This window comes from Castellaniella sp., from assembly GCF_034675905.1.
Taxonomy (GTDB): Bacteria; Pseudomonadota; Gammaproteobacteria; order Burkholderiales; family Burkholderiaceae_B; genus Castellaniella.
The window spans coordinates 117778-140419 of record NZ_JAUCCV010000001.1; the positions used below are offsets into that span (position 1 = coordinate 117778).

General features: G+C 62.5%; 25 protein-coding genes and 1 tRNA gene. 10 read left to right on the top strand and 16 right to left on the bottom strand.

The window, feature by feature from the left end; genetic code table 11:
• Positions 1–39: 39 nt before the first annotated feature.
• A complete protein-coding gene (locus tag VDP79_RS00575; RefSeq protein WP_323016289.1) occupies positions 40–1926 on the bottom strand; it encodes a propionate--CoA ligase in 1887 nt (628 codons plus the stop codon).
• Positions 1927–2084: 158 nt separating this feature from the next.
• Positions 2085–2960 carry a tRNA threonylcarbamoyladenosine dehydratase gene (locus VDP79_RS00580; protein WP_323016290.1) on the bottom strand — a complete coding sequence of 292 codons (876 nt, stop codon included), beginning with the start codon at positions 2958–2960 and terminating at the stop codon, positions 2085–2087.
• 143 nt (positions 2961–3103) lie between these two features.
• Between VDP79_RS00580 and VDP79_RS00585 the strand changes: the two genes are divergently transcribed.
• Genes VDP79_RS00585 through purU form a run of 4 tightly spaced genes read left to right on the top strand, consistent with a single transcriptional unit; the run spans position 3104 to position 5809 of the window.
• The gene (locus VDP79_RS00585; protein ID WP_416233022.1) at positions 3104–3754 is read left to right on the top strand and encodes a gamma-glutamylcyclotransferase; all 651 of its coding nucleotides are present in this window, start codon (positions 3104–3106) and stop codon (positions 3752–3754) included.
• Positions 3755–3763: 9 nt separating this feature from the next.
• On the top strand, positions 3764–4396 hold the full coding sequence (pdxH, locus tag VDP79_RS00590) for a pyridoxamine 5'-phosphate oxidase (protein WP_323016291.1): 633 nt from the start codon (positions 3764–3766) through the stop codon (positions 4394–4396).
• Between the two features lie 8 nt (positions 4397–4404).
• A complete protein-coding gene (locus VDP79_RS00595) occupies positions 4405–4935 on the top strand; it encodes a flavin reductase family protein (protein ID WP_323016292.1) in 531 nt (176 codons plus the stop codon).
• Between the two features lie 25 nt (positions 4936–4960).
• Positions 4961–5809, top strand: coding sequence for a formyltetrahydrofolate deformylase (gene purU / locus VDP79_RS00600; RefSeq protein WP_323016293.1), 849 nt, complete (start codon positions 4961–4963; stop codon positions 5807–5809).
• A 13-nt stretch (positions 5810–5822) separates the two neighbouring features.
• Here purU and VDP79_RS00605 read toward each other — a convergent pair whose 3' ends face one another.
• From VDP79_RS00605 to mog, 7 genes are all read right to left on the bottom strand, one after another.
• Complete coding sequence (locus VDP79_RS00605) at positions 5823–6275, bottom strand: MaoC family dehydratase (protein ID WP_323016294.1); 453 nt, start codon at positions 6273–6275, stop codon at positions 5823–5825.
• Positions 6276–6446: 171 nt separating this feature from the next.
• Complete coding sequence (locus VDP79_RS00610) at positions 6447–7502, bottom strand: L-threonylcarbamoyladenylate synthase (protein WP_323016295.1); 1056 nt, start codon at positions 7500–7502, stop codon at positions 6447–6449.
• Entirely contained in the window at positions 7495–8661 is a 1167-nt protein-coding gene (locus VDP79_RS00615; protein ID WP_323016296.1) for a 5-(carboxyamino)imidazole ribonucleotide synthase, read from the bottom strand. Before VDP79_RS00615 ends, VDP79_RS00610 begins: the two co-directional genes overlap by 8 nt.
• Positions 8661–9170 carry a 5-(carboxyamino)imidazole ribonucleotide mutase gene (purE, locus tag VDP79_RS00620; protein ID WP_323016297.1) on the bottom strand — a complete coding sequence of 170 codons (510 nt, stop codon included), beginning with the start codon at positions 9168–9170 and terminating at the stop codon, positions 8661–8663. Before purE ends, VDP79_RS00615 begins: the two co-directional genes overlap by 1 nt.
• On the bottom strand, positions 9167–10054 hold the full coding sequence (locus tag VDP79_RS00625; protein ID WP_323016298.1) for a phosphoribosylaminoimidazolesuccinocarboxamide synthase: 888 nt from the start codon (positions 10052–10054) through the stop codon (positions 9167–9169). The genes purE and VDP79_RS00625 overlap by 4 nt, the downstream gene beginning before the upstream one ends.
• 4 nt (positions 10055–10058) lie before the next feature.
• Complete coding sequence (gene fba, locus VDP79_RS00630; protein WP_323016299.1) at positions 10059–11123, bottom strand: class II fructose-bisphosphate aldolase; 1065 nt, start codon at positions 11121–11123, stop codon at positions 10059–10061.
• Positions 11124–11191: 68 nt separating this feature from the next.
• Complete coding sequence (gene mog / locus VDP79_RS00635) at positions 11192–11827, bottom strand: molybdopterin adenylyltransferase (protein WP_323016300.1); 636 nt, start codon at positions 11825–11827, stop codon at positions 11192–11194.
• A gap of 123 nt (positions 11828–11950) precedes the next feature.
• On the opposite strand from mog, the gene VDP79_RS00640 reads away from it, so the two are divergent.
• Positions 11951–12760, top strand: a complete 810-nt coding sequence (locus tag VDP79_RS00640) for a TOBE domain-containing protein (RefSeq protein ID WP_323016301.1) — start codon at positions 11951–11953, stop codon at positions 12758–12760.
• Here VDP79_RS00640 and VDP79_RS00645 read toward each other — a convergent pair.
• Genes VDP79_RS00645 through modA form a run of 3 tightly spaced genes read right to left on the bottom strand, consistent with a single transcriptional unit; the run spans position 12724 to position 14975 of the window.
• Positions 12724–13485 carry an ABC transporter ATP-binding protein gene (locus tag VDP79_RS00645; RefSeq protein ID WP_323016302.1) on the bottom strand — a complete coding sequence of 254 codons (762 nt, stop codon included), beginning with the start codon at positions 13483–13485 and terminating at the stop codon, positions 12724–12726. The genes VDP79_RS00640 and VDP79_RS00645 overlap by 37 nt on opposite strands.
• On the bottom strand, positions 13482–14168 hold the full coding sequence (gene modB / locus VDP79_RS00650; protein ID WP_323016303.1) for a molybdate ABC transporter permease subunit: 687 nt from the start codon (positions 14166–14168) through the stop codon (positions 13482–13484). Before modB ends, VDP79_RS00645 begins: the two co-directional genes overlap by 4 nt.
• Positions 14169–14225: 57 nt before the next feature.
• Positions 14226–14975, bottom strand: a complete 750-nt coding sequence (gene modA, locus VDP79_RS00655; RefSeq protein ID WP_323016304.1) for a molybdate ABC transporter substrate-binding protein — start codon at positions 14973–14975, stop codon at positions 14226–14228.
• A gap of 198 nt (positions 14976–15173) precedes the next feature.
• Between modA and xerD the strand changes: the two genes are divergently transcribed.
• The 4 genes from xerD (at position 15174) to VDP79_RS00675 (ending at position 17371) form a co-directional block, all read left to right on the top strand.
• Positions 15174–16079: a site-specific tyrosine recombinase XerD gene (gene xerD / locus VDP79_RS00660; protein WP_323016305.1), complete on the top strand. Its 906-nt coding sequence runs from the start codon at positions 15174–15176 to the stop codon at positions 16077–16079.
• A gap of 131 nt (positions 16080–16210) precedes the next feature.
• Entirely contained in the window at positions 16211–16504 is a 294-nt protein-coding gene (locus VDP79_RS00665) for a type II toxin-antitoxin system RelE/ParE family toxin (protein WP_323016306.1), read from the top strand.
• 25 nt (positions 16505–16529) lie between these two features.
• Positions 16530–16865, top strand: coding sequence for a HigA family addiction module antitoxin (locus tag VDP79_RS00670; protein WP_323016307.1), 336 nt, complete (start codon positions 16530–16532; stop codon positions 16863–16865).
• Entirely contained in the window at positions 16862–17371 is a 510-nt protein-coding gene (locus tag VDP79_RS00675; protein WP_323016308.1) for an aminoacyl-tRNA deacylase, read from the top strand. The genes VDP79_RS00670 and VDP79_RS00675 overlap by 4 nt, the downstream gene beginning before the upstream one ends.
• Before the next feature lie 32 nt (positions 17372–17403).
• Here the strand turns inward: VDP79_RS00675 and VDP79_RS00680 are convergent.
• A tRNA-Arg gene (locus tag VDP79_RS00680) sits at positions 17404–17478 on the bottom strand.
• A 58-nt stretch (positions 17479–17536) separates the two neighbouring features.
• Entirely contained in the window at positions 17537–19447 is a 1911-nt protein-coding gene (locus tag VDP79_RS00685) for a LapD/MoxY N-terminal periplasmic domain-containing protein (protein WP_323016309.1), read from the bottom strand.
• 180 nt (positions 19448–19627) lie between these two features.
• On the opposite strand from VDP79_RS00685, the gene VDP79_RS00690 reads away from it, so the two are divergent.
• Entirely contained in the window at positions 19628–20575 is a 948-nt protein-coding gene (locus VDP79_RS00690; protein WP_323016310.1) for a DUF4434 domain-containing protein, read from the top strand.
• Here the strand turns inward: VDP79_RS00690 and VDP79_RS00695 are convergent.
• Positions 20572–21015, bottom strand: a complete 444-nt coding sequence (locus VDP79_RS00695) for a VOC family protein (RefSeq protein ID WP_323016311.1) — start codon at positions 21013–21015, stop codon at positions 20572–20574. The two genes, VDP79_RS00690 and VDP79_RS00695, sit on opposite strands and share 4 nt — an antisense overlap.
• A 13-nt stretch (positions 21016–21028) precedes the next feature.
• The gene (locus VDP79_RS00700; protein ID WP_323016312.1) at positions 21029–22621 is read right to left on the bottom strand and encodes an MBOAT family O-acyltransferase; all 1593 of its coding nucleotides are present in this window, start codon (positions 22619–22621) and stop codon (positions 21029–21031) included.
• Between the last annotated feature and the right edge of the window lie 21 nt (positions 22622–22642).

The window sequence follows — 22642 nt, forward strand, 5'->3', positions numbered from 1 at the left end:
CCTCGCGCCGGCCGACCCCCGGCTGCAGCAGACGGGTATTCACAGGGCCGAACGGATCTGATCCAGGACGCCGGGGTCCTCGATCGTCGTCAGGTCACCCGGGTCGCGCCCTTCGCACAAGGCCACGATGGCGCGGCGCAGCACCTTGCCCGAACGCGTTTTCGGCAGGCTGTTGACGAACAGAATGCGGGCGGGCCGCGCCACGGCGCCATTACGCTGTTCGATCACGCGCTTGATCTCGGCTTCCAGCCGCTCGCGTCCGCCGGCCTCATCCAGCAACGCCGGATTGCGCAACACGGCAAACGCCATGGCTTCCTGGCCTTTCAATGGGTCGGCCACCCCCACCACTGCCGATTCGGCCACGGCAGGATGGGTATTCACGGATTCCTCGATTTCGCGGGTGCCCAGGCGGTGGCCGGCAACGTTGATGACGTCGTCGGTACGCCCCAGGATGAACCAGTAGCCGTCCTTGTCCACCAAGCCCCAGTCGGACGTGGAATACGTCAGGCGACCGGAAAAGGACTGGAAGTACGTCCGCACGAAACGATCATCGTCGCCCCAGATGGTACTCATGGCGCCAGGCGGCAGCGGCGGCTCGATCGCCACCACGCCCTTTTGGTTCGGGCCGCAGTCCTGTCCGGTGGATTCATCGATGGCCCGCACGTCAAAGCCGTAGACCGGCACCGTGGGACTGCCGAAACGCGCGGGGATTTCCTCGACCCCAGGCTGCGCCGACAGGATGGGCCAGCCGGTTTCGGTCTGCCAGTAATTGTCGACCACGGGCTTGCCCAGGGCTTCGGACAGCCACTGCCCGGTCAATTCATCCAATGGTTCGCCTGCCAGATAAATGCGATCCAGGCTGGACAGATCGTGACGCTTCAACAAGGCCGGGTCGTGCTTTTTCAGCACCCGGATGGCCGTGGGCGCGGAAAACAAGGCATTGACCCGATAGGTCTCGACGATGCGCCACAGGATGGCCGCGTCGGGGCGCACCGGCGTGCCTTCGTACATGACCGTGGCCTGGCCGTTCAGCAGCGGCCCATAGACGACGTAGGAATGCCCCACCACCCAGCCCACGTCGCTGCTGGAAAAATAGACGTCGCCCGGCTTGCCGCCGAAGATGTATTCCATGGATGCGCACAGGGCCACGGCATAGCCGCCGACGTCGCGCTGCACGCCTTTGGGGTTGCCCGTCGTGCCCGAGGTATACAGGATATAGCTGGGCGTATTGGATTCCAGCCAGACCACGGGCACTTGCACGTCCAGATGGCGGGCGCGCAAGGTCGCGTAATCCAGATCCCGGCCTGCGGTCAGATCCATCGCCGCCAGGCCGCGATTGACCAGCACGACGTGTTCAGGCGCATGCGAGGACTGCGCAATCGCCTGATCCAGCAGTGGCTTATAGGCGATGGGACGCCCGCCGCGTGAACCGGCGTCGGTCGAGATGATGACCTTGGGCGCGGCATCGTCGATGCGCTGCGCCAGGTTATGGGATGCAAAACCGCCGAACACCACCGAATGGATGGCGCCGATGCGGGCGCAGGCCAGCATGAAAAACGCCGCCTGGGGAATCATGGGCAGATACAGCAGCACCCGGTCGCCCTGCACCACCCCCAGCTGCTGCAAGATAGCGGCGGCGGCGTTGACTTCGCGGGCCAGATCGGTGCGGGTGTAGACGATTTCCTGATCGACTTCCGTCGAGACCCAGATCAGGGCAGGCTGATCTGCCTGCGTATCCAGCCAGCGGTCGACCGCGTTGTAGCACAGATTGGTGCGCCCGCCCACGAACCAGCGGGCAAACGGCGGGCGGGAATAATCCAGCACCTGGGTAAAGGGGGTTTCCCAATGGATGCGCTGGGCTTCGCGGGCCCAGAAGGCATCCCTGTCCTGCACCGACTGGCGGTGGAACTCACGGATTTTCTGCATGATGTCGTCTCCTGCCATCCTGCAGTCCCGGCATCCTGTCAGACACCCGAAGCGCGGATGATTCCTGAATTATTTTGGGTGCTCACATGCTACACCAGCCCCGAACGTACAGGGGCTGGCTGACACGAGGCTGACGCGCCCGCTACCGCGAACCGCCGTCAGGCATCCCGTCGGGCCAGCGCTTGCTGAACCGCCCAGTTGGCAGCGGCCAGCCCCATGCAGGCCGTGACCGTCACGATGGAGCCATACCCGGCGCAGGACAAGCCCTGAGGCGCTGCCGCCACGGCGTCGGGCGCGGCGCAAGCCGCCGCCGGCTGCGTCCAGGCGGACGGCAGCACGACCGGCTGGTCGAACCACAAGCAGGGCACGCCCATGCGCGGCACCCGCCGCCGGGGCTTGCCGCCGGCGGCGCCGCCCTTGGGGTAGCCATGGCGCTGCCGCAGTTCCTGGCGGATGCGGCCCAGCAAGGCATCATGCACGGACGCGGACAGATCCCCGGCCCGCAACGCCAGCGGATCGGTCTTGCCCCCCGCCCCGCCACACACCAGCACAGGCCAGCCTTGGGCGCGCGCCTGCAGAATCATGGCGATCTTGGCCGGCACCTGGTCCGTGCAGTCCAGCAGGATGCCCGCCGGCCCCGCCGACAGAATCCCGTCCAGATTGCCGGCGCTGACAAAATCGTCGATTTCCGTGACCCGGCAACCCGGATGGATGTCGCGCACGCGATCCGCCATGGCGCGGATCTTGGCCATGCCCAGTGTGCTGCCCAGGGCATGGGCCTGACGATTGATGTTGGATTCGGCGATATGGTCCATGTCCACCAGGGTCAGCGCGCCCACCCCGGAACGCGCCAGGGCTTCGACGCACCAGGCGCCCACCCCGCCGATCCCGGCCACCACCACATGCAGCGCCGACAAGGCCTGCCAGGCGCCAGCGCCGTACAAACGATCCAAGCCGCCAAAACGGCGTTCCGGATCGGCATCGGGCGCTGCAAAGGCGGGCAAGGCGGGCGTGGCAGGATCTGGAGCAGACATGGCGGCAGTGCGGCAATACAAACGGGGAATACGGCATTTTGCCATGGACCCGTATTCTCCCTGCGCCGCGCCTGGGCCGGCATTCACGGTCTGCGCAAGTCCTCTACAATAGAACGCATCTCTTTGCCACCGCCTTTTGCCCCGTGAACGCCTCTGTGCACCGCTCTACCCGCCAGCCACCGCCGCCCGAGGCATTCCGGCTGCGGGACGATGCCTGGCACGCGGCTTCCATCCGGCAAACGCTGCAGCACTGGGATGGCCGCAGCGATCTCTGGGTGTTCGGCTACGGTTCCCTGATCTGGCGGCCAGAATTCGACTTTCTGGAAGCCCGCCGGGCGCGGATCCACGGCTACCACCGGGCGCTGTGCCTGTGGTCGCGCATCAACCGCGGTACGCCGGAACAACCCGGCCTGGTTTTTGGCCTGGATCTGGGCGGCTCCTGCACGGGACGCGCCTTTCGCATCGCCGCCGACCAGGCGCCCGACATTCTGCAGAACCTGTGGCGGCGCGAAATGCCCAGCGCCGCCTATATTCCGCGCTGGCTGCGCTGCCACACGGCCGACGGCATCCTGTCCGGACTGGTGTTCACCATGAACCGCCAGGATACGGGCTATGCCTCGGATCTGTCGCTTGATCAGATCCTGGCCGCCGTGCGCCAAGGCCATGGCCGCTATGGCGCCTGCACCGATTACGTGCTGCAAACCGCCCAGGCCCTGAACGCCGCCGACATCCCTGACCAACGGCTGCAGGCCATCGCCCAAGCGCTGCAATCCTCTCATTCCTCCTTCTCCTGAGCTGGCCTCATGTCCATCGCCGATATCCGCCAAACCTATCAAAAATTCGAACTGCTGGAATCCGCTGCCGCAACGGACCCCTACGCACAATTTGAACAATGGTTCCAACAGGCCCTGCACAGCGAGGTCCACGAGCCGACCGCCATGACGCTGGCCACCGCCGATACCGCCGGACACCCGTCCGCCCGCATCGTGCTGCTGAAAGGCTTCGATGCCCAGGGCTTCGTGTTCTACACCAATTACCAATCACGCAAAGGCCAGGAACTGAGCACCAATCCGCACGCCAGCCTGTTGTTCTTCTGGCCCGAACTGGAGCGCCAGATCCGCATCGAAGGCGGCGTCGCCCCCGTATCCGCCGCCGAGTCCGACGCCTACTATGCCAGCCGGCCGCTGGGGTCGCGCATCGGCGCCTGGGCGTCGCCTCAAAGCCATTCCATCAGCCACGAGGCCCTGGCCCAGCGCGTGCAGGACTTGACGTTGGAACTGGGCGATGCCCCGCCCCGCCCGCCTCACTGGGGCGGCTACCGCCTGCAGGCGACGCACATCGAATTCTGGCAAGGCCGGCCATCCCGTCTGCATGACCGGCTGGTCTACACCCTGAATGCAGCGGGTGGCTGGGATCTGGACCGTCTGGCCCCCTGATGAGCGCCATGACTGCCCCTCCGACGCCGGCGGACTTTCCATCCCTGTATTTCCGTTCAGCCTTGGGTCGCTTCCCGACGGGCGTGACCATCGTCACTGCTGAACACCCGGATACCGGCGCCCCGCTGGGATTGACCATCAGTTCCTTCAGTTCGGTCTCGCTGGACCCGCCCATGGTCCTGTGGACATTGACCCACACGGCCTCGTCCCTAGAGGCATTCCTGGCCCTGGACCATTACGTCATCCATGTTCTGTCAGCCAGCCAGGTCGATCTGGCCCGCCGCTTTGCCAAAGGTCCGCAGGCAGACCGGTTTGCAGGCCTGCCGCTGGAACGCGCGCCCAGCGGCACGCTGATGCTGGGCGATACGCGCTGCGCCGCCTGGTTCGAATGCCACAACACCCAGCAGCATCAGGCCGGAGATCACACGATCTTCGTCGGCCAGGTGGAACACTGCCAGCGCCAGCTGCTGTCGCCCCTGATCTATCATGCCGGGGACTTTGAATTGACCCAGGCCAGCGAACCCCTGTCCCGCAACTGAACGACACGCCGCCACCCCGCACTCCATGCACGACTATATCCTGACGCTTTCCTGCCCTGATCGCATGGGCATTGTTCATTCCGTCAGCAGCTGGCTGCTGACCCGCCACGGCAACATCGTGCACGCCCAGCAGTTCGGCGACCCCGACAGCCAGCAGTTCTTTCTACGCGTACATTTTTCCCTGCCGGCTGACGATGAGGTCGACACCCTGCAGCAGGATTTCGCTACGGTGGCCGAACGCTTCGGCATGCAGTTTCAGATTCATGATGCCCGCCGCAAGGCGCGGCTGCTGGTGCTGGTCAGCCGTCAGGGACACTGTCTGAATGACCTGCTGTTTCGCGTGCAAAGCGGACAGATGCCGGCGGAAATCGCCGGTGTGATCTCCAACCACCCGGATTTCCAAGTCCTGGCCCAGGCGCACGGGCTGCCGTTTCACCACCTGCCGGTATCCGCCGACACCCGGGCGGCGCAAGAACAGCAGATTCTGGACCTGGTCGAGCGTGAACGGGTGGATCTGGTCGTATTGGCCCGCTATATGCAGATCCTGTCATCCGATCTATGCCGGGCGCTGACGGGCCGCGCCATCAATATCCACCACAGCTTCCTGCCCAGCTTCAAGGGCGCGCGACCCTATTACCAGGCCCATGCACGGGGCGTGAAGATCATCGGCGCTACCGCCCACTATGTCACGCAGGACCTGGATGAAGGCCCCATCATCGAGCAGGACATCGAGCGCGTGGATCACGCCATGGGGCCGCAGGACCTGACCCGCATCGGCAGCGATGTCGAATCCGTGGTGCTGTCACGCGCCGTGCGCTGGCATGTGGAACATCGCATTCTGCTGAATGGCCGGCGCACGGTGGTGTTTCGCTAAGAACTGCAGCCTGTCAGTCCGAACCCGCCGGCAGTTCCAATTCAAACAGGCTGGTGGCTTCGACTTCCAGCACCTGCTGATCGTTCTGATTGAACAGACGCCAGGTCCAACGGATAATGCCCAGATCGTCGCGTGACGACGACACCCGCTTGGAATCCACCGTGGCTTCCAGGCGCAGTTGGTCGTCGGGCCGCACCGGCTGAATCCAGCGCAAGCGTTCCAGCCCCGGCGAACCGAAGGACTCGGAATCATGCAGGGCGGATTCCACCGCCATCCGCATCGCCAGGCCGCAGGTCATCCAGCCACTGGCGATCAGTCCCCCCCAGCGCCCGGACTGGGCGCGCTCGGCATCCACATGGAACCACTGCGGATCGTAGGCGCGGGCGAATGCCAGCATATCGGCTTCATGCACCGTCACCGGCCCATGGTGTATCACCATGCCGGGTTCGAATTCCTTGAATTTCATTGCAATTTTCCAGGACAATCCCAGGACTCATGATCCTGACAGCCCTCCCGGCGCAGAACTGCGGCAGACGAGGCGCGAAAAGAACAATCCGCCAGTTTACTCGTATCTACCCGCGATGCCAGCGACGCCGGCGCCCCTGGGCTGTGCGCACAGACGGAATGATGTTGCCGTTCAGCCGGAAAACGCCGCTGCCGCCCGGCTGATCCGGTCATTGACGCCTTGCCAGACAGGGTCATCGGGCGGGCGCTGCAACACGATGCGCTCGTAGCCCGCCGTATCCAGTTCGCGCAGCAGCGCATACAGACGGCGAGCATAGTGTCCCGGATCAGCCTGCACCACGACCCAGTCCACGCCTTGCGGCGCCGGACCGGGCGGCGCATCCAGCACCACGACAGCCATGCGCCCGCACGACGGCAAGGCTGCGCCAAACATTCCTGCTGTCACCGCGTCAGGGCCGCCTGCGGCCCAGGCCGACAGCGCTGCCGCACCGGCCAAGACGACCGGCGTATGCGGGGCATAGTGCGCCTTCAACGACCCCGATACCCGGGGCGCGGCCGCATCAGGCAAGGCGGGCAGATCGCCCAGCACTTCCGCCAGCTGCAGAATATTGATCTGGCCTGGGCGCAACAACACGGGACCCACGCCCTGATCCAGGCGGGACAAGTCCAGAATCGTCGATTCGATGCCGACCTGCGATTCACCGCCTTCCAGGATCATCAGGGCCTGCTCATCCAGATCGGGAAACTCCTGGCGTACGTGATCCGCCCGCGTGGGCGAGACCTGGCCGAACTGATTGGCGGACGGCGCCGCCACGCCGCCGCAGCCATGTGGCTTGAGCGTGGCAAACACGTGCAGCAAGGTCTGCGCCACCGGATGGGATGGGCAGCGCAAGCCGATGCTGTCCTGCCCTCCGCTGACAGCATCCGGAATGCGGTCTGCGCGGGGCAGAATCAAAGTCAGCGGCCCCGGCCAGAACGCCGCCATCAACTGACGCGCCTGGACCGGCAGCGCCGCCGCCCAATACGCGGGATCCGTGTCGGGCGCCAGATGGACGATGACGGGGTGATCGGCGGGGCGTTTCTTGGCGGCATAAATGCGGGCCACCGCCTGAGGGTTTTCGGCATCGGCGCCCAGACCGTAGACCGTCTCGGTCGGAAAGGCCACCAGGCGGCCCTGCTCTAAGCGGCGGGCGGCCTCGATGATCCGGGCCTGGATGGAGTCAGGCATCCGGCAATCCCAGCACGCCCCTGACCAGGGCGATGCGGGCCTGCAATTCGGCCGCCGTGGCGCCCAGGATATTGATGTGGCCCATCTTGCGGCCTGGCCGGGCATCCGCTTTGGCATACAGATGCAGCCGCGTCCCGGACACGGCCAGCACACCCGCCCAGTCCGGCTCGCGCCGTTGCCCGTCGGCCCCGAACCACAGATCCCCCAGCAGATTCAGCATGGCGGCGGGACGCAAGGTATCCGTATCCCCCAGCGGCAGGCCGGCCATGACACGGGCCTGCTGTTCGAACTGGCTGACCAGGCAGCCGTCCTGCGTGTAGTGGCCGCTGTTGTGGGGACGCGGCGCCATTTCATTGGCAATGACGGCGCCATCACGCAGCACAAAGAATTCAACGCACAGCACGCCGTGGTAATCCAGGTGTTCCGCCACCTGCAAGGCATGTCCGCGGGCCTGATCCGCCACGGCCGGGGCGATCAGGCCATCGACCGTCGACAGCGCCAGGATGCCGTCCAGGTGCACATTGCGCGACGGCGGGTAGGCGACCGTACGGCCATCCAGGCCACGCGCCACCACCACGGAGATTTCGTAGTCCAGCGGCTGCAGGGCTTCCAGCACACAGCCGACTTCGCGCAGGGACGCAAAGGCTTGCCGGGCCTGTTCGCGGGTCGCCACCCGGACCTGGCCCTTGCCGTCGTACCCCAGGCGGGCGGTCTTCAGAATGCCAGGAAACAGGGCATCGGCACAGGCATCCAGATCGGACGCACAGCGCACGGCCGCATGCGCGGCCACCGGCACGCCGGAGGCCTGCAGATAGGCCTTTTCCGCCAGACGGTCCTGAGCGATCGCCACGGCATCGCCCGACGGCGCCGTGCGGCATAAGCGGGCCAAGCGGCGCAGACTGTCGGCCGGTACATTTTCAAATTCGGTGGTGACCGCCACACACAGACGGCCTAAGGTATCGAGCGCCTGCGGATCATCGTAAGCCGCACGCAGATGGCGGTCCGCCACCATGCCTGCAGGACTGGATTCCGCAGGGTCCAACACCGCTACACGATAGCCCAGCGCCTGGGCGGCGTGGCAGAACATGCGGCCCAACTGACCGCCGCCCAGCACGCCCAACCAGGACCCAGGTGCAGCCGGCAGACCGTCAGCAGCCATCACGAGGCCTCCGGCGGCACGACCATGGCACGCGCGACCTGAGTCTGCCGCGCCCGATAGGCCTGCAGGCGCTGCAGCAGATCGGCGTCCGTCATGGCCAGATTGGCCACCACATGCAGGGCTGCATTGGCCGCCCCTGATTCGCCGATGGCAAAGGTGCCGACCGGCACGCCTCGGGGCATCTGCACGATGGACAACAGAGAGTCTTCGCCGCGCAGGTAGCGCGACGGCACAGGCACCCCGAACACAGGCACCGGCGTCAAGGCCGCCATCATGCCCGGCAGATGGGCGGCTCCGCCGGCTCCCGCCACGATGGCCCGCAAGCCTCGCGACACGGCCTGAGCGCCATATTCGACCATATCCAGCGGCATGCGGTGCGCAGACACCACCCGGGTTTCGTGGGCAATGTCGAATTCATCGAAAACGGCCGCCGCATGTCGCATGACGTCCCAATCGCTGGACGACCCCATGATCAGGCCCACCACCGGGGTGCGGCCAGACTCGTTCATATTGCCCCCTGGGTCAGGCGATCCTGGGCTTCGCGGTATTTGGCGGCGGTGCGCTCCAGCACATCGGCCGGCAGGCGCGGCGCCGGGGGCGTCTTGTTCCAGTGCTGGCTTTCCAGCCAGTCGCGCACGAACTGTTTGTCGAAGGACGGCGGACTGATGCCCAGGACATGACCATCGGCGGGCCAGAAACGCGAGGAATCGGGCGTCAGGACCTCGTCCATCAGATGCAGCGTGCCGCGCGCATCCAGGCCGAATTCAAATTTGGTATCGGCGATCAGAATGCCCTGGCGACGGGCGTAATCGGCGGCCTCGGCATACAGCGCCAGCGTGACGCGGCGGATTTCTGCCGCCAGATCGGCGCCGACCTGGGCCACGACGTAGTTGAAGTCCACGTTTTCATCGTGCTGGCCGAATTCAGCTTTGGCCGCCGGGGTGAAAATCGGTTCAGCCAGTTTTTCCGCCTGGCGCAGGCCGCGCGGCAGCGCCACCCCGCAGATCGAGCCGCTGGCCTGATAGTCTTTCCAGCCGGAGCCGATCAGATAGCCCCGCGCCACGGCCTCGACCAAAATGGGTTCCAGGCGTTTGACCACCATGGCCCGCCCCGCCACCTGATCGCGCTCTTCGGGCGATACCACGTCTTCGGGGGCGATCCCCGTGACGTGGGTGGGCACCAGGTGTTCCAGGCGTCGCAGCCAAAATTCCGTCAAGGCGGTCAGGACCTTGCCCTTGCCCGGAATCGGATCGTCCAGAATCACGTCAAAGGCCGAGATCCGGTCGGTGGCGACGATCAGCAGTTTGTCTTCACCCACGGCATACATGTCGCGGACCTTGCCGCGCCCCAACAGGGGCAGCGACTGGATAGTGGATTCGAGCAGGGCCTTCATCGGCTTATTTCACCAGTTGCTTGAGCGCACCCGACGCATAGCGGGCTGCCATGTCGGACAAGGGAATGGCCTTGATCTTGGACGCATTGCCCGCGGTGCCGAATTGCTCGTAGCGGGCCAGGCAGACCTTTTTCGCGGCTTCGCGGGCAGGTTTCAGATATTCACGCGGGTCGAACTTGGCCGGATTTTCCGCCATGAAACGGCGGATGGCGCCGGTCATGGCCAGGCGGATATCCGTGTCGATATTGACCTTGCGCACGCCGTGCTTGATGGCTTCCTGGAGTTCTTCCACGGGCACGCCGTAGGTTTCCTTCATGTCGCCGCCGAACTGGCGGATTTCAGCCAGCAGTTCCTGGGGCACGCTGGAGCTGCCGTGCATGACCAGGTGGGTATTGGGCAGGCGGGCGTGGATTTCCTTGACCCGCTGGATCGACAGGATGTCGCCGGTGGGCTTGCGCGTGAATTTATACGCGCCGTGGCTGGTGCCCACCGCAATCGCCAGCGCATCCAGCTGGGTCTGCTGCACGAAATCGGCCGCCTGTTCCGGATCGGTCAGCAGCTGTTCGCGGGTCATGGTGCCTTCGGCGCCGTGGCCGTCTTCCTTGTCGCCCTTCATGGTTTCCAGGGACCCCAGGCAGCCCAGTTCGCCTTCGACCGTGATGCCCAGCTTGTGCGCGATCTGGACGACCTGACGGGTGACGTCCATGTTGTATTCATAAGAGGCGATCGTCTTGCCGTCGGCCATCAGCGAGCCGTCCATCATGACGCTGGAAAAGCCCAGGTCGATGGCGCCTTGGCAGACCGCCGGCGACTGGCCGTGGTCCTGGTGCATGACAACGGGGATGTGCGGATAAGAGTCGACCGCCGCCTGGATCAGGAGTTTCAGGAAGCCTTCGCCGGCGTATTTGCGGGCGCCGGCCGAAGCCTGCATGATCACGGGGCTGTCGGTCTGGTCGGCCGCCTCCATGATGGCCTGGACCTGTTCCAGATTATTGACGTTGAAAGCGGGGATCCCGTAGCCGTGCTCGGCGGCGTGATCGAGAAGCTGACGCATGGAAACCAGGGCCATGGCTGGACCTCCAGAGGATGAAATAGTGGAAAAAACCGAATTGCCCAGATTTTAAGGCGGAATGGGAATTACTGCTGGTCACCTGCCCGGCGGGCTGACTTGGGCCGGAAAGCCTTGACCACCGCGCCATGCGTCTCGATGTACGGGCCGCCGATCAGGTCCAGGCAGTACGGTACCGCAGCAAAAACCCCCGGAATCCGCACGACCCCGTCCTCTGCGCGCAGCCCTTCCAGGGTTTCCTGGATGGCCTTGGGCTGCCCCGGCAGATTGATGATCAGGGCCGCATGGTCCGGCAATTCACGAATCACGGCCACCTGGCGCGACAAAATCGCGGTCGGCACGAATGCCAGACTGACCTGGCGCATCTGTTCGCCAAAGCCCGGCATCTCGCGCGTGGCCACATCCAGCGTCGCTTCCGGCGTCACATCCCGGCGGGCAGGCCCGGTGCCGCCGGTGGTCAGCACCAGATCGCAGCGGGCCTCGTCCACCAGTTCCCGCAGAGTGTCGGCAATGCCCGCCCGATCATCGGGAATCAGGCGCGAGACGATGCGCGGGGGCCGCGTCACGGCCCGCCGCAGCCAATCGGCCAGCGCCGGAACACCCTGGTCCTGATAAACGCCGGACGAAGCCCGATCGGAGACCGACACAAGACCGACAATCAATTCATCGGGATGGCTGCGTTGCAAAGGAAAGCGATCTGACATAAGAACATCCGGGAAAGCGCTGAGACGAGGATCATTCTATTGTACGGACCGCATCTTTCGGCCCGCCGCCCCTATCGTAGAATGAAGGCCCGCCCGATCACGCGACTCTCCTGGACTTGGCCGATGCCGGATCATCCCGCCCCTCTTGCCTTCAGCACGACGCTCAGCCTGCGCAGCGGCGATCAAAGCTGGGGCTCGGAACGCCGCATGGCGCTGCTGGCCGCCATCGGCACCGAAGGCTCGATCAGCGCTGCCGCCCGCAAGGTCGGCTTAAGCTACAAAGCCGCCTGGGATGCCGTGGACATGATGAACAACGTCGCCGGCGACCTGCTGGTCGAACGCGTCACCGGCGGCAAGCGCGGCGGCGGCGCGCTGCTGACCGGCCGCGCCCGCGAACTGGTCGCCTGGTACCAGGCCGCGCAAGCCGAACACCAGCGCTTCATGGATGCGCTGTCACACTTCGGCCCCGACGGCACCCGGCACCTGGACTTGCTGCACAGCATGGCGCTGCAGACCTCCGCCCGCAACCGCTTCGAAGGCATCATTCAGCACATCGAGTCCGGCCCGGTCAACGACCGTCTGACCCTGCAACTGGCCGCCGACGTCGTCCTGACCGCCACCCTGACCCATGCCAGCACCGAACGCCTGGGACTGGCGCCAGGACGACGGGCTTTGGCTTTCCTCAAGGCGCAGGCCGTGCGCATCCAGGCCGCCGACCCGACCACACCGCAGCTGTCCGAACCGGCGCCCGGCGACACGCGCTGGACCGGCCGCATCGGCCACGTCGTGACCGGCGATGGGCTGACGGAAGTCAGTCTGGACATCACCGAACACATCCGCATCACCGGCCTGTCGGCTGTCGACATTTCCACAAAATCCACGGCCCAGGCCTGCTTTCAGGCCTCCGACGTGCTGATCGGCACGCTGGACTGAGGCTGAAAGCGCGGCGTCTGCGCTACCTCTTCCTGCCCCTGTATCCGCCCCTGAGCGATATGAAACACCTGATCGGCCAGCGCCTGCACATCGGCCGGATCGTGCGTGATCAGGATCGTGGGGATGTCGATATCGCGCTGCAGCTGGGCCAGTTCCCGGCGCATCTGCGCGCGCAGATCCGCGTCCAGTGCAGACAAAGGTTCATCCAGCAGCAACAGGCCGGGATCGGTGGACAAGGCGCGCGCCAGGGCGACGCGCTGGCGCTGTCCGCCCGACAGTTCCGCCGGATAGCGGCCCAGCAGCCCGTCCAGATGAAACGCCCGCACCCAGCGCAAGGCAGCCGGCGGCAGTTCGCGCCGTCCGGGGCGGCGGCCAGACCAGATCCAGCCATGCCAGTTCAGCCAGCTGCGTTGCAGGCCAAAGCCGATATTCTGGCGCACCGTCAGGTGCGGGAACAGAGCATAGTCCTGAAACAGATAAGCCAGGCGCCGGTCGCGGGGCGGCACATCGATACCAGCGGCCTGATCGAACAGGATGCGGCCATCGACCACGATACGTCCCTCATCGGGTCGCAGCAGACCGGCGATCGCCTGCATGGTCAGGCTCTTGCCCGAGCCGGACGGTCCGAACAGCGCCACCCGGCGCCCATCGGTCTGCCACACCGGCTGCAGCAGGAAACCGCCCGGGCCGCCGACGCGGCAGCGGATATCCACGATCAGACTCATGCGGCGCTCCGTGAGCGGCGCGCGGTGCGCCCCCCCGGCATCAGCCAGGCCGCCAGGCACAACACCGCCACGCACGTGGCCGACGTGACCAGCACCAGCACATTGGCCATCCCGTCATTGCCGGCCTGAACGGCTTCGTAAATCGCAATCGACAACGTCTGCGTCCTGCCGGGGATATTGCCCGCCACCATCAAGGTGGCGCCGAACTCACCCAGCGCCCGCGCAAAGGCCAGCAACACCCCCGCCAGGATGCCTCGGGCAGCCAAAGGCAGGCTGACCCGGAAAAACACGGCGGCGGACGATACCCCCAGCACGGCAGCGGCCTGCTCCAGCCGATGATCCACATCCAGAAAAGCTGCCCGGGCGGCCTTGAGCACCATGGGAAACGCCACCACGGACGCCGCCACCACAGCCCCCTGCCAGGTAAAGACCAGTTCGATCCCATGCGACTGCAGCCAGGCCCCCAGCCAGCCGCGCCGGCCAAACAGCACCAGCAAGTAATAGCCGGTGACGGTAGGCGGCAGCACCATGGGCAGCGTCAGAAAGGCATCAACCACGTCGCACCAGCGCGATGACCAGCGCGACAGCCCGTAGGCCACCGCGATGCCTGCGACCGCCGCCAGCGCCGTCGCCCAACCAGCGACCTTCAGGGACAAGAGCAGAGGAATCCAGAGATCAGACATGAACGAGACCGGCTGCGCCCAACGGCCCCCGCAGAACGCCGCCGGACAAAAGCCGCATTATGGCTTGGCGAAGCCGTACTGCGCCAGCACGGCTTGCCCTGCCGGTGACACGACGTACTTCAGGAAATCGGCGGCCTCCGGCGCACGGCCATCACGGCGGACCAACGCGATCGGGTAGACCACCGGTTCAGGAGTAGCCACGCTTTGTACGACCTTGACCTTGTCTTTCATGATGGCGGCATCGGTGGCGAACACGAAACCGGCATCGACCTCGCCGCGTTCCACGTAGCTGAGCACCTGGCGTACGTTCTGGCCCAGGATTTCATGCGCCTTGACCACCTCCCAGGCGCCGGCCTTTTCCAGCGCCGCCCGGGTGTAGCGTCCCACCGGCACAGAGTCCGGGTTGCCCAGCGCAATGCGCTGCACGTCCGGTTTGGCCAGGTCCTGCAGGGACTGGATCTGGCGCGGATTATCAGCCGGCACCACCAACACGACTTCGTTGCGCACGAAATTCATCCGGCTGGCCGGATCGATGGCCTGCGCAGCAGCAGCCTTGTCCATGGCTTTCTGATCGGCGGATGCAAAGATATCGGCAGGCGCGCCTTCGGTGATCTGGCGCAGCACCACGTCCGACGCGCCGAACGTCGTCAAGATCTTGGTATCCGGATGAGCCGCCTCGTACTGGGTGGCCAGGTCCTTGAAGGCGTTGGTCAGGCTGGCGGCAGCCGACACCAGCACCTCACCGGCCAGGGCGGGCGCCACGGCGCAGGACAAGGCGCAGGCGATCAATACACGGCGAAACGACATCTTTGCACTCCTGTGAAATAGATGCGCCCATCGTAATATATATAGGTATATTCCGCTATCGAAAACACCCTGAATTTGACTGAAAACAAATGATCATGACCATCAGCGATTCATGATGTCCATCCGGCACAACCGCAGGCACTCCTTGTCGGGGCAGGTAAAATCACATCCATGACCATGCAGAATCCATAGGCGGCCATGGCCACCCAGCCTTCGCCCTTCCCCGCGATCGACACCTTTCTGGATGCCCTGTGGCTGGAAGACGGCTTGGCGGACAACACGCTGGCCGCCTACCGGCGCGACCTGAATGCCTTCGCTCGCTGGCTGCAGGCTGAACGAAAACGCCCGCCGGAATCCGCGCACAAGGAAGACATCCAGGCCTGGATGGCGGCCCAATACCAGCAGACCAAGGCCAGCACGGCCAACCGCCGCCTGGCGGCGCTGCGCCGTTTCTATCTGTGGGCGCTGCGCCGCAACCTGTGCCAGGAAGACCCCTGTCTGGGTCTGCACAGCGCCCGGCAACCCGCCCGCTTTCCCAAGACCCTGTCCGAAGCCCAGGTCGACGACCTGCTGAACGCCCCGGATACCGGCACTACCTTGGGCCTGCGCGACCGCGCCATGCTGGAAACCCTGTACGCCACGGGTCTGCGCGTCAGCGAACTGGTTCACCTGAACGTACACGACACCAGTCTGAGCGACGGCGTGGCGCGCGTGGTCATGGGCAAAGGCGCCAAGGACCGCCTGGTGCCCCTGGGCGACGAAGCCCTGCACTGGATCGAACGCTATCTGCGCGAAAGCCGGCCCGCCATCCTGGGCGCCCGTGCCTGCGACGCCCTGTTCGCCACCACGCGCGGCGCTTCCATGACGCGCCAGGCCTTCTGGCTGCTGATCCGCAAATACGCCCAACAGGCCGACATCCGCGTCCCCCTGTCGCCGCATGTGCTGCGTCACGCATTCGCCACGCATCTGCTGAACCACGGCGCCGACCTGCGCGTGGTGCAGATGCTGCTGGGCCACGCCGATATTTCCACCACCCAGATCTACACCCACGTCGCCCGCGAACGGCTGAAAGCCCTGCATGCCCAGCACCACCCGCGAGCGTGATGCGCGGCAGGTTGTTTTTATCCCAAGAAAGTTTCCCCTGAACCAGCAACGACTCTAAGCTGCCTGTGCGGCAGCTTATCGACCCAGTCATTGACGCACAACATCATTGTGCATAAGATATCGGGGAACCTATGGCAATCAAGTTCAGAGACCCTTGGCTGGAAGTTTTTTACGAAGAAAACCTAGGCTATCGAAAAATACCAAGATCACTCGAAGACGCGCTATTCAGAAAACTGCAGATACTAGACGCAGCAACCCAAAAAGTGGATCTCAGGGTTCCTCCAGGAAATCGCTTTGAACATCTTTCAGGCAGGCTATCAGGATGGTGCAGCATTCGAGTCAACAAGCAATATCGCTTGATCTTTCAATGGGCGGACGGCATAGCTTCCAGCACCTACTTGGACCCTCATCAATACGATAGCTAAGCAAGATCAGCAAAAGGATCACACGATGCGCAGCACGACACGTCGCCCTCTTACGGTTGGTGAAATGCTGACGACCGAATTTCTAGAACCCATGGCTATCGAGCTCGGCACCCTAGCCAACGCCATGGGCGTACACCGTAATACCTTAAGCCGTCTGGTGCATGACAAGGGTGCGCTCACAGCCCCCATGGCCATCAAGCTCGCCGTCGCTCTAGGCAATACGCCCGAATTCTGGCTCAACATCCAACATGCTGTCGAGCTCTGGGATATTCGCCACCAGGCTTACCCCGACGCGGCTAAAAACGTACAGGTCATCATCCGCCAAAAACCATTTCATACGGTCCAGCCCTGCCTGATATGAGTAAAACAAAACACACATCCGAGACACCCGCCACGCACTGGCTGCGGCAGCAAAAAATCGCCTTTGGCGAACACCCTTACGACTACGTCGATCATGGCGGCGCGCGCGAAGCGGCGCAGCAACTGGGCGTCCCGCTGCATCAGGTCGCCAAGACGCTGATCATGGAAGACGAACAAGGCCACCCGCTGGTGGTGCTGATGCACGGGGATTGCGAGGTCTCTACCAAAAACCTGGCGCGACAGACGGGCGCCAAAAAAATCAGCCCTTGCACGCCCGACAACGCCCAGCGCAATTCGGGCTACCAGGTGGGCGGCACATCCCCATTCGCCACGCGCAAGCGCATGCCGGTCTGGGTGGAAAAGACCTTGCTGGACTACGACACCGTCTACCTGAACGGCGGCCGGCGCGGCTACCTGATCAGTGTGGCAGCCGGCGTGCTGACGGACGCACTAGGCGCCAAGCCGGTGGAAGTGGCGCTGGGGGATGACAGGGATCTCGCCGGATAGCGACATCACGAGACAGCCCGCAGCAGAATTTCTGGCGTCTCCTGCAGGAATCGAACCTGCAATCTTCCCTTAGGAGGGGAAAGTTATATCCATTTAACTAAGGAGACGGCGGTCGCCAGGCAGGCGAAGTCCGCCAGTATAAATCACGCCTCGCAGCAATCGTGATCAACCATAGCCCAGCGCACTGTCCAGATCGACCTTGGCGCCGATTTCCCGGGCGGTTTCCCGCACCGCTGTCAGTAACCGCCGCGCACCGGGGCTGTCCGTCTGCACCGCCATCAGGGCGCCGGACACCCGCACGTAATCGGGCTTGAGCTCGTGCAGATACAGCAATGCATCAGGCTGCTCGGCAAACCGCCGCAGGCCCAGCCGCACACCATGTTCGCGCAGCATGTCCGCAAATTTGATGAGCTGCGCCCGATACGACACCAGGCCATAGGAATCCAGCTCGATCAGCAGGCAGGCGCTTTGATCCGGTCGCCCTGTCAGGCGGGCGGCGATTTCCGCACGAAAATCATCCTGCAGAATCGATGCCAGCGACATGCGCAGGGTCAGATTGCCGGGATGTGTTGACAGCCAATTCAAGCCCAGGCTGACCGCCTGGATATCGCAGGCTCCCGACAAGCCCAGGCGCACGGCGGGGGGCATGAACAGATAGCCGGATAAGGGTTCCGACGTACCGGGTTCCTGCAGCATCAGCGTACCCATCATGCAATCTGCGCCCACCACGGCAGATCCATCTCGCTGCATCGACAGGGAAAACCAGCCTTCGTCCAACGCGTTGCGCAGCAGACCGCACCAGACCTGCTCGCCTCCCATCCGGCCCGCAGCGTCCCGGCGCACATCCTGAGTGGGTAGATATTCGACCTCGTTGCTGCCAGCACTTTCCGCCCGCATCAAGGCTTCGTCCAGGCGCACCATCACATCAATGATGTCTTCTCCTGACTCGTAGTCCGTCAGCGCCCTGCGCCAGCGGCACAGCCCCGCCTGCCCCAGCTGGATGCGCTGGGCCTGCAGCACATCCGCAACCGCCTTGGCCACCCGCACGGCCACGGGCCCCGGCATCATCGGCAGCACGAAGGCAAAATCCGAGCCATTCAGCCGCGCCACCCAGACCTGCGGTCCGACTCGCGCACGCAACAATTCCAGCACCAGCTGGCCGACGTTGCGCAGCCATTGGTCCACCACTGCACGGTTCAGGGACTGGTTCACCGCCCGCAAATCGCATTGCCGGAATAGCATCACATGGCCGCCGCTACCCTCTTGGCAAGCGGACAGTTCCAGCACGCGCCGCAATTCATTCATGAAATATTTTCGATTGGCCAGGCCAGTGACCGTGTCCTGATTCAATTCCAGCTGCAAGGCTTCGATCCGGGCTTCCCGTTCGCTGACCGTCGCCCTGACCTGCGCATGCGTGCGCACGATGGCCTGCGAAACATCTCGCAGTTCGGCTATCGCGGGATGGCGTGCCGGGGGCAGATCCGCCTGACCGCCCGAATCCGCCAATGCATGCACCCAGGCAACCACATCGTCACGCAGAGACCGACGCAGCCAGCGCATCAGCAGGCTGACGAACCCCCCCCATAAAATCCCGGCCCCCAGGGTCAGGGTCACGATACGCTCCGTGCTGGTCCACAGCACCTCACGCGCGTAAACGTCATTGGCCTGCAGGCGCACCACGCCCAACTGCGACCAGCCATTCATGACCTGACGCTGGGCCTCGTGGCGCTGCAGCGGCAATAGATAGCTGAACCACCCCGGCGCCTGGACCTGCGCGCCCTGGCCATCGCTGATTTCCCTACGGATCAGTATCCGCCCAGTCGAATCGAGGAATTCCACCACTTGAAACTGACCATTGTCGAACAGCACAGAAATCAGCAATTCCCGCACGGCAGGGTCCTGATTGGACGGCTGCGACAAGGTCAGCGCCAGCGACGTCGCCGCGGAATCGCTTTGCGCCTGCAGCTGAGCGTCCAGATACTGACGGGCCGAGCCGATGCTGAACACCGTCGCCCCCACCAGAATCACCAGGATCACCAGCGTTACACTCAACAGCAATTGCCTCAGCAAAGACATGACATTCCCTTTTTACGGCATCACGGCGAAAAGCCCTCGACCCGCATTTTGCCCATCAAATCACACAAACACCCCATGTACCAGCCACCTCACCCATCCCCTCTCTCCACCGCCACCGTACATAATACGCAGCCGCCAGGCAGCAATTTCCTGCCAGTACGACTGTCGCGCCGGAGCCTGATGATTGCCGCACTGCTTGCGGGCAGCGGGATCCTCAGCGGATGCACAAAAAAAACACAGTGGGCAGCGACTTTCTTTCAACCCTGGAAGCAACATGCTGATATGTCAGAACAAGACTGGTCCAAGTTGTTTGCCGATATACAGCAGCTGGGTTTCAGGCAAATCTATATCCAATGGCTAGGACATACCCACGGCACGGACAACTGGATGCTATCAGATCAAACAATAAAGAACTTGCTGAACATCGCCAACAGCCAGGGCATGAGTTTGGTCATCGGTCTACCCTACGATAATCGCTGGAACGATGTACTTGGCAGCGATAGCCTATCGGAGATCAGCCGGTTTTTCGACCAGACAGTAGAAGCAGCAGATGCATTGATTCAGCATTCATCATGGGCCAACCATTCAGCCGTCAAAGGTTGGTATATCCCCTATGAGCTAGAACAGTACAACTGGAGCCACAAGCAGAAAGCGCTGCTCTTGGCGGATTGGTTGAAGACCCTGGCAGCCACAATATCCCGGTATAGCAATGCGATGCCGTCCATATCAACCTACTGCAGCCAGTTGCAGACCCAGCAGACGATGGCCTCCCTATGGAGCGGCATCATCCAATATGGTGCCCAAGTACGCCCCTTGCTCCAGGACGGTGCAGGTGTCTACGGACAGCAGCAAACAGAAGAGCTGGACCAGCTACAGCGGTATTTTCAATCACAGAAGATAACATTCGATCTGATCATAGAACTGTTCCAGCAGCAACAGCCCATCAGCAAAGATCTACAAGACTTCACAGCGGTATCAGCCTCCCCGGACAGAATCAAACACCAACTACGCCGGTTCGAGGCCTCCGGAGCCCGGCATGCCATCGCCTTTGCCGCCTACCCCTGGCTGACCAATGAAACAGAAACTGCCGAACATCTACGCAGCCAATGGGATAGTCTCGGGTATTAGTTTTCCTCTAGCGGCGATTCAACAATCTCGATAAGATTTCCATTGGGCAGGAATAAAAATACGATCCGGCGCCCTCCAAACGCTACGGCAGGAGCAGGATCAGCAGTCCGACGGGCTCCAATTCCTTCCAGGGCAGCCAAAACCGAATCAAATTCTGGCGCGGTGAATGCCTGGTGGTACATCTTGGTGCGGCGCTTTAACACCCCATCCACAGGAGACCCAACCGCCAAGGGGGCGAGAAGCTCCAGGCGAGGCCCGAGGCCGACCAAAAATCGTCCTTTCACCTGCTGAATGAGATCTTCAAATGCAGGAGACTCCTGAACATAACCAAGCTGCTCCCAAACCCGCTGCTCCCGGTCGAGGTCTTTGCATGCAATGCCAATATGGTGGAAAGAGCATCCCAATTCTTGCAGAGACGCGCCAGAAAGATTATCTGTCATAGTCATCCAAACATTAAAACTGGAAGTACAGGAATCGAGCAGTCTTGTGCACATTGAACGCTGCATAGATCAAAACCATGAGCGTCAGCGCCAACCATGTCACCGAGGGCTGCCAGCGCAGGCCACGCGCAGCGCCAGGAATCTCGCCTTCCAAAGCCGGAGAATAAGAACCCAATATCTGAACGGAATTAGGAGCAAACCAGATGATTGCCAGCAACGCAATGATCATCAAACCTTGCGCCCAGCGTTCCAGCACCAACCGCATCAAATCCCAGCCTGCCCAATCCGTGGCAGGGTCCAGCAGGAGTTGCACCGGATAAACAAGCGGCCCCCAGGGCTCCACACCATTGAAACCTGCCATACCCAGAATCAAAGCCCAGGCGTCTGCTGTGCTGTTGGCACGAAAGAACAATAACGCCACTACCGCACACAAAAAGGTAAGCCCTATATAGACTGCACGCGACCAACCAGTCGCTGGAGAGGTTCTCTTGGGGCCAAATTGACGCCACGCATGGTTAACACATAGGTAAAACCCATGTAACAAGCCAAAAATAAGGAACTGAAACCCAGCGCCATGCCAAACGCCGGCCAACCCCATAGTGAACAAGGTTGGGAACAGCACCATCTCAGAAAACCCCCTGGGCGTTCTGATCGCCTTCTTCCCAACTGCCAATCCTTTGCGTGCTCGGGCTCTAGTCACGAACATGGCTACAGGATTATAGATGTACGCAGTCAGGTAACGAGTTAGCGTCATATGAAATCTGGTCCAAAATTCAATAATGCCGGTAGATTTATAAGGTGAGTTGAAATTCAGTGGGAACCGGATACCAAACATCTTACCCAACCCCATTGCCATATCTGAATAGCCCGAAAAATCGAAATATAACTGTAAGGCATAAGCTAGTGCGACTCCCCATGCCGCTAAGAACTGCAGGCCTACCGGCGCATCAAATCCTGCTTCCGCCCAAGGCGCAATGTTATCCGCTATCAGGACCTTCTTTGCCAAACCGATGACAAACAGTGTCATACCAATAGAGATATTCTCGGACTTGAACCTGTAGATGCCAGAATCCGCAAATTGCGGCATCATTTCCTTATGATGCAAGATTGGACCAGCAATCAGATGAGGAAAAAAAGTGACAAACAGCACATAACTCACAAAGCCTTTTTCCCGAACCGCTCCTGCTCGACAATCCAAAAGGAAGCCAAGCTGAGTGAAGGTAAAAAATGAAATCCCCAGAGGCAGAATGATGCTATTGGTCGTACCTGACACCAAGCCATAGCCAGACAAGACAGACAGCATCGCCATCATGTACTTGTAATAAAACAACACCCCAAGATTGAGAACAACGCCGGCTGTCAATATGAGCAGTTGCCTGCGGGGGATATCTTCCGTCGCTAATATCAGCCGCCCCATCCCATAATTAAACAGAATAGACAACATGAGCAGCAAAACAAAGGCTGGATTCCACCAACCATAAAAAATCAATGACACAAGGCAAAGCCAGGCTGCTGCCCAATGCGGCCGAAAGTATCCGGCCAGATAATATCCTCCTAAGGAAACGGGCAGGAATAACAACAAAAATGGAAGCGAATTAAAAAGCATGTCAGAATCCCTGCGGCGCCA

Excerpts from the sequence above, each read along its gene's own strand:
- VDP79_RS00695 (WP_323016311.1), bottom strand. The coding sequence starts at position 21,015 with ATGACAGATAATCTTTCTGGCGCGTCTCTGCAAGAATTGGGATGCTCT.
- VDP79_RS00595 (WP_323016292.1), top strand. The coding sequence starts at position 4,405 with ATGACTGCCCCTCCGACGCCGGCGGACTTTCCATCCCTGTATTTCCGT.
- purE (WP_323016297.1), bottom strand. The coding sequence starts at position 9,170 with ATGAACGAGTCTGGCCGCACCCCGGTGGTGGGCCTGATCATGGGGTCG.
- xerD (WP_323016305.1), top strand. The coding sequence starts at position 15,174 with ATGGCCACCCAGCCTTCGCCCTTCCCCGCGATCGACACCTTTCTGGAT.
- modB (WP_323016303.1), bottom strand. The coding sequence starts at position 14,168 with ATGTCTGATCTCTGGATTCCTCTGCTCTTGTCCCTGAAGGTCGCTGGT.
- VDP79_RS00610 (WP_323016295.1), bottom strand. The coding sequence starts at position 7,502 with ATGCCTGACTCCATCCAGGCCCGGATCATCGAGGCCGCCCGCCGCTTA.
- VDP79_RS00615 (WP_323016296.1), bottom strand. The coding sequence starts at position 8,661 with ATGGCTGCTGACGGTCTGCCGGCTGCACCTGGGTCCTGGTTGGGCGTG.
- VDP79_RS00640 (WP_323016301.1), top strand. The coding sequence starts at position 11,951 with ATGCCGGATCATCCCGCCCCTCTTGCCTTCAGCACGACGCTCAGCCTG.
- pdxH (WP_323016291.1), top strand. The coding sequence starts at position 3,764 with ATGTCCATCGCCGATATCCGCCAAACCTATCAAAAATTCGAACTGCTG.
- mog (WP_323016300.1), bottom strand. The coding sequence starts at position 11,827 with ATGTCAGATCGCTTTCCTTTGCAACGCAGCCATCCCGATGAATTGATT.
- VDP79_RS00700 (WP_323016312.1), bottom strand. The coding sequence starts at position 22,621 with ATGCTTTTTAATTCGCTTCCATTTTTGTTGTTATTCCTGCCCGTTTCC.
- VDP79_RS00605 (WP_323016294.1), bottom strand. The coding sequence starts at position 6,275 with ATGAAATTCAAGGAATTCGAACCCGGCATGGTGATACACCATGGGCCG.
- VDP79_RS00625 (WP_323016298.1), bottom strand. The coding sequence starts at position 10,054 with ATGAAGGCCCTGCTCGAATCCACTATCCAGTCGCTGCCCCTGTTGGGG.
- VDP79_RS00690 (WP_323016310.1), top strand. The coding sequence starts at position 19,628 with ATGATTGCCGCACTGCTTGCGGGCAGCGGGATCCTCAGCGGATGCACA.
- VDP79_RS00575 (WP_323016289.1), bottom strand. The coding sequence starts at position 1,926 with ATGCAGAAAATCCGTGAGTTCCACCGCCAGTCGGTGCAGGACAGGGAT.
- modA (WP_323016304.1), bottom strand. The coding sequence starts at position 14,975 with ATGTCGTTTCGCCGTGTATTGATCGCCTGCGCCTTGTCCTGCGCCGTG.
- VDP79_RS00580 (WP_323016290.1), bottom strand. The coding sequence starts at position 2,960 with ATGTCTGCTCCAGATCCTGCCACGCCCGCCTTGCCCGCCTTTGCAGCG.
- VDP79_RS00685 (WP_323016309.1), bottom strand. The coding sequence starts at position 19,447 with ATGTCTTTGCTGAGGCAATTGCTGTTGAGTGTAACGCTGGTGATCCTG.
- VDP79_RS00670 (WP_323016307.1), top strand. The coding sequence starts at position 16,530 with ATGCGCAGCACGACACGTCGCCCTCTTACGGTTGGTGAAATGCTGACG.
- VDP79_RS00665 (WP_323016306.1), top strand. The coding sequence starts at position 16,211 with ATGGCAATCAAGTTCAGAGACCCTTGGCTGGAAGTTTTTTACGAAGAA.
- VDP79_RS00645 (WP_323016302.1), bottom strand. The coding sequence starts at position 13,485 with ATGAGTCTGATCGTGGATATCCGCTGCCGCGTCGGCGGCCCGGGCGGT.
- VDP79_RS00675 (WP_323016308.1), top strand. The coding sequence starts at position 16,862 with ATGAGTAAAACAAAACACACATCCGAGACACCCGCCACGCACTGGCTG.
- purU (WP_323016293.1), top strand. The coding sequence starts at position 4,961 with ATGCACGACTATATCCTGACGCTTTCCTGCCCTGATCGCATGGGCATT.
- fba (WP_323016299.1), bottom strand. The coding sequence starts at position 11,123 with ATGGCCCTGGTTTCCATGCGTCAGCTTCTCGATCACGCCGCCGAGCAC.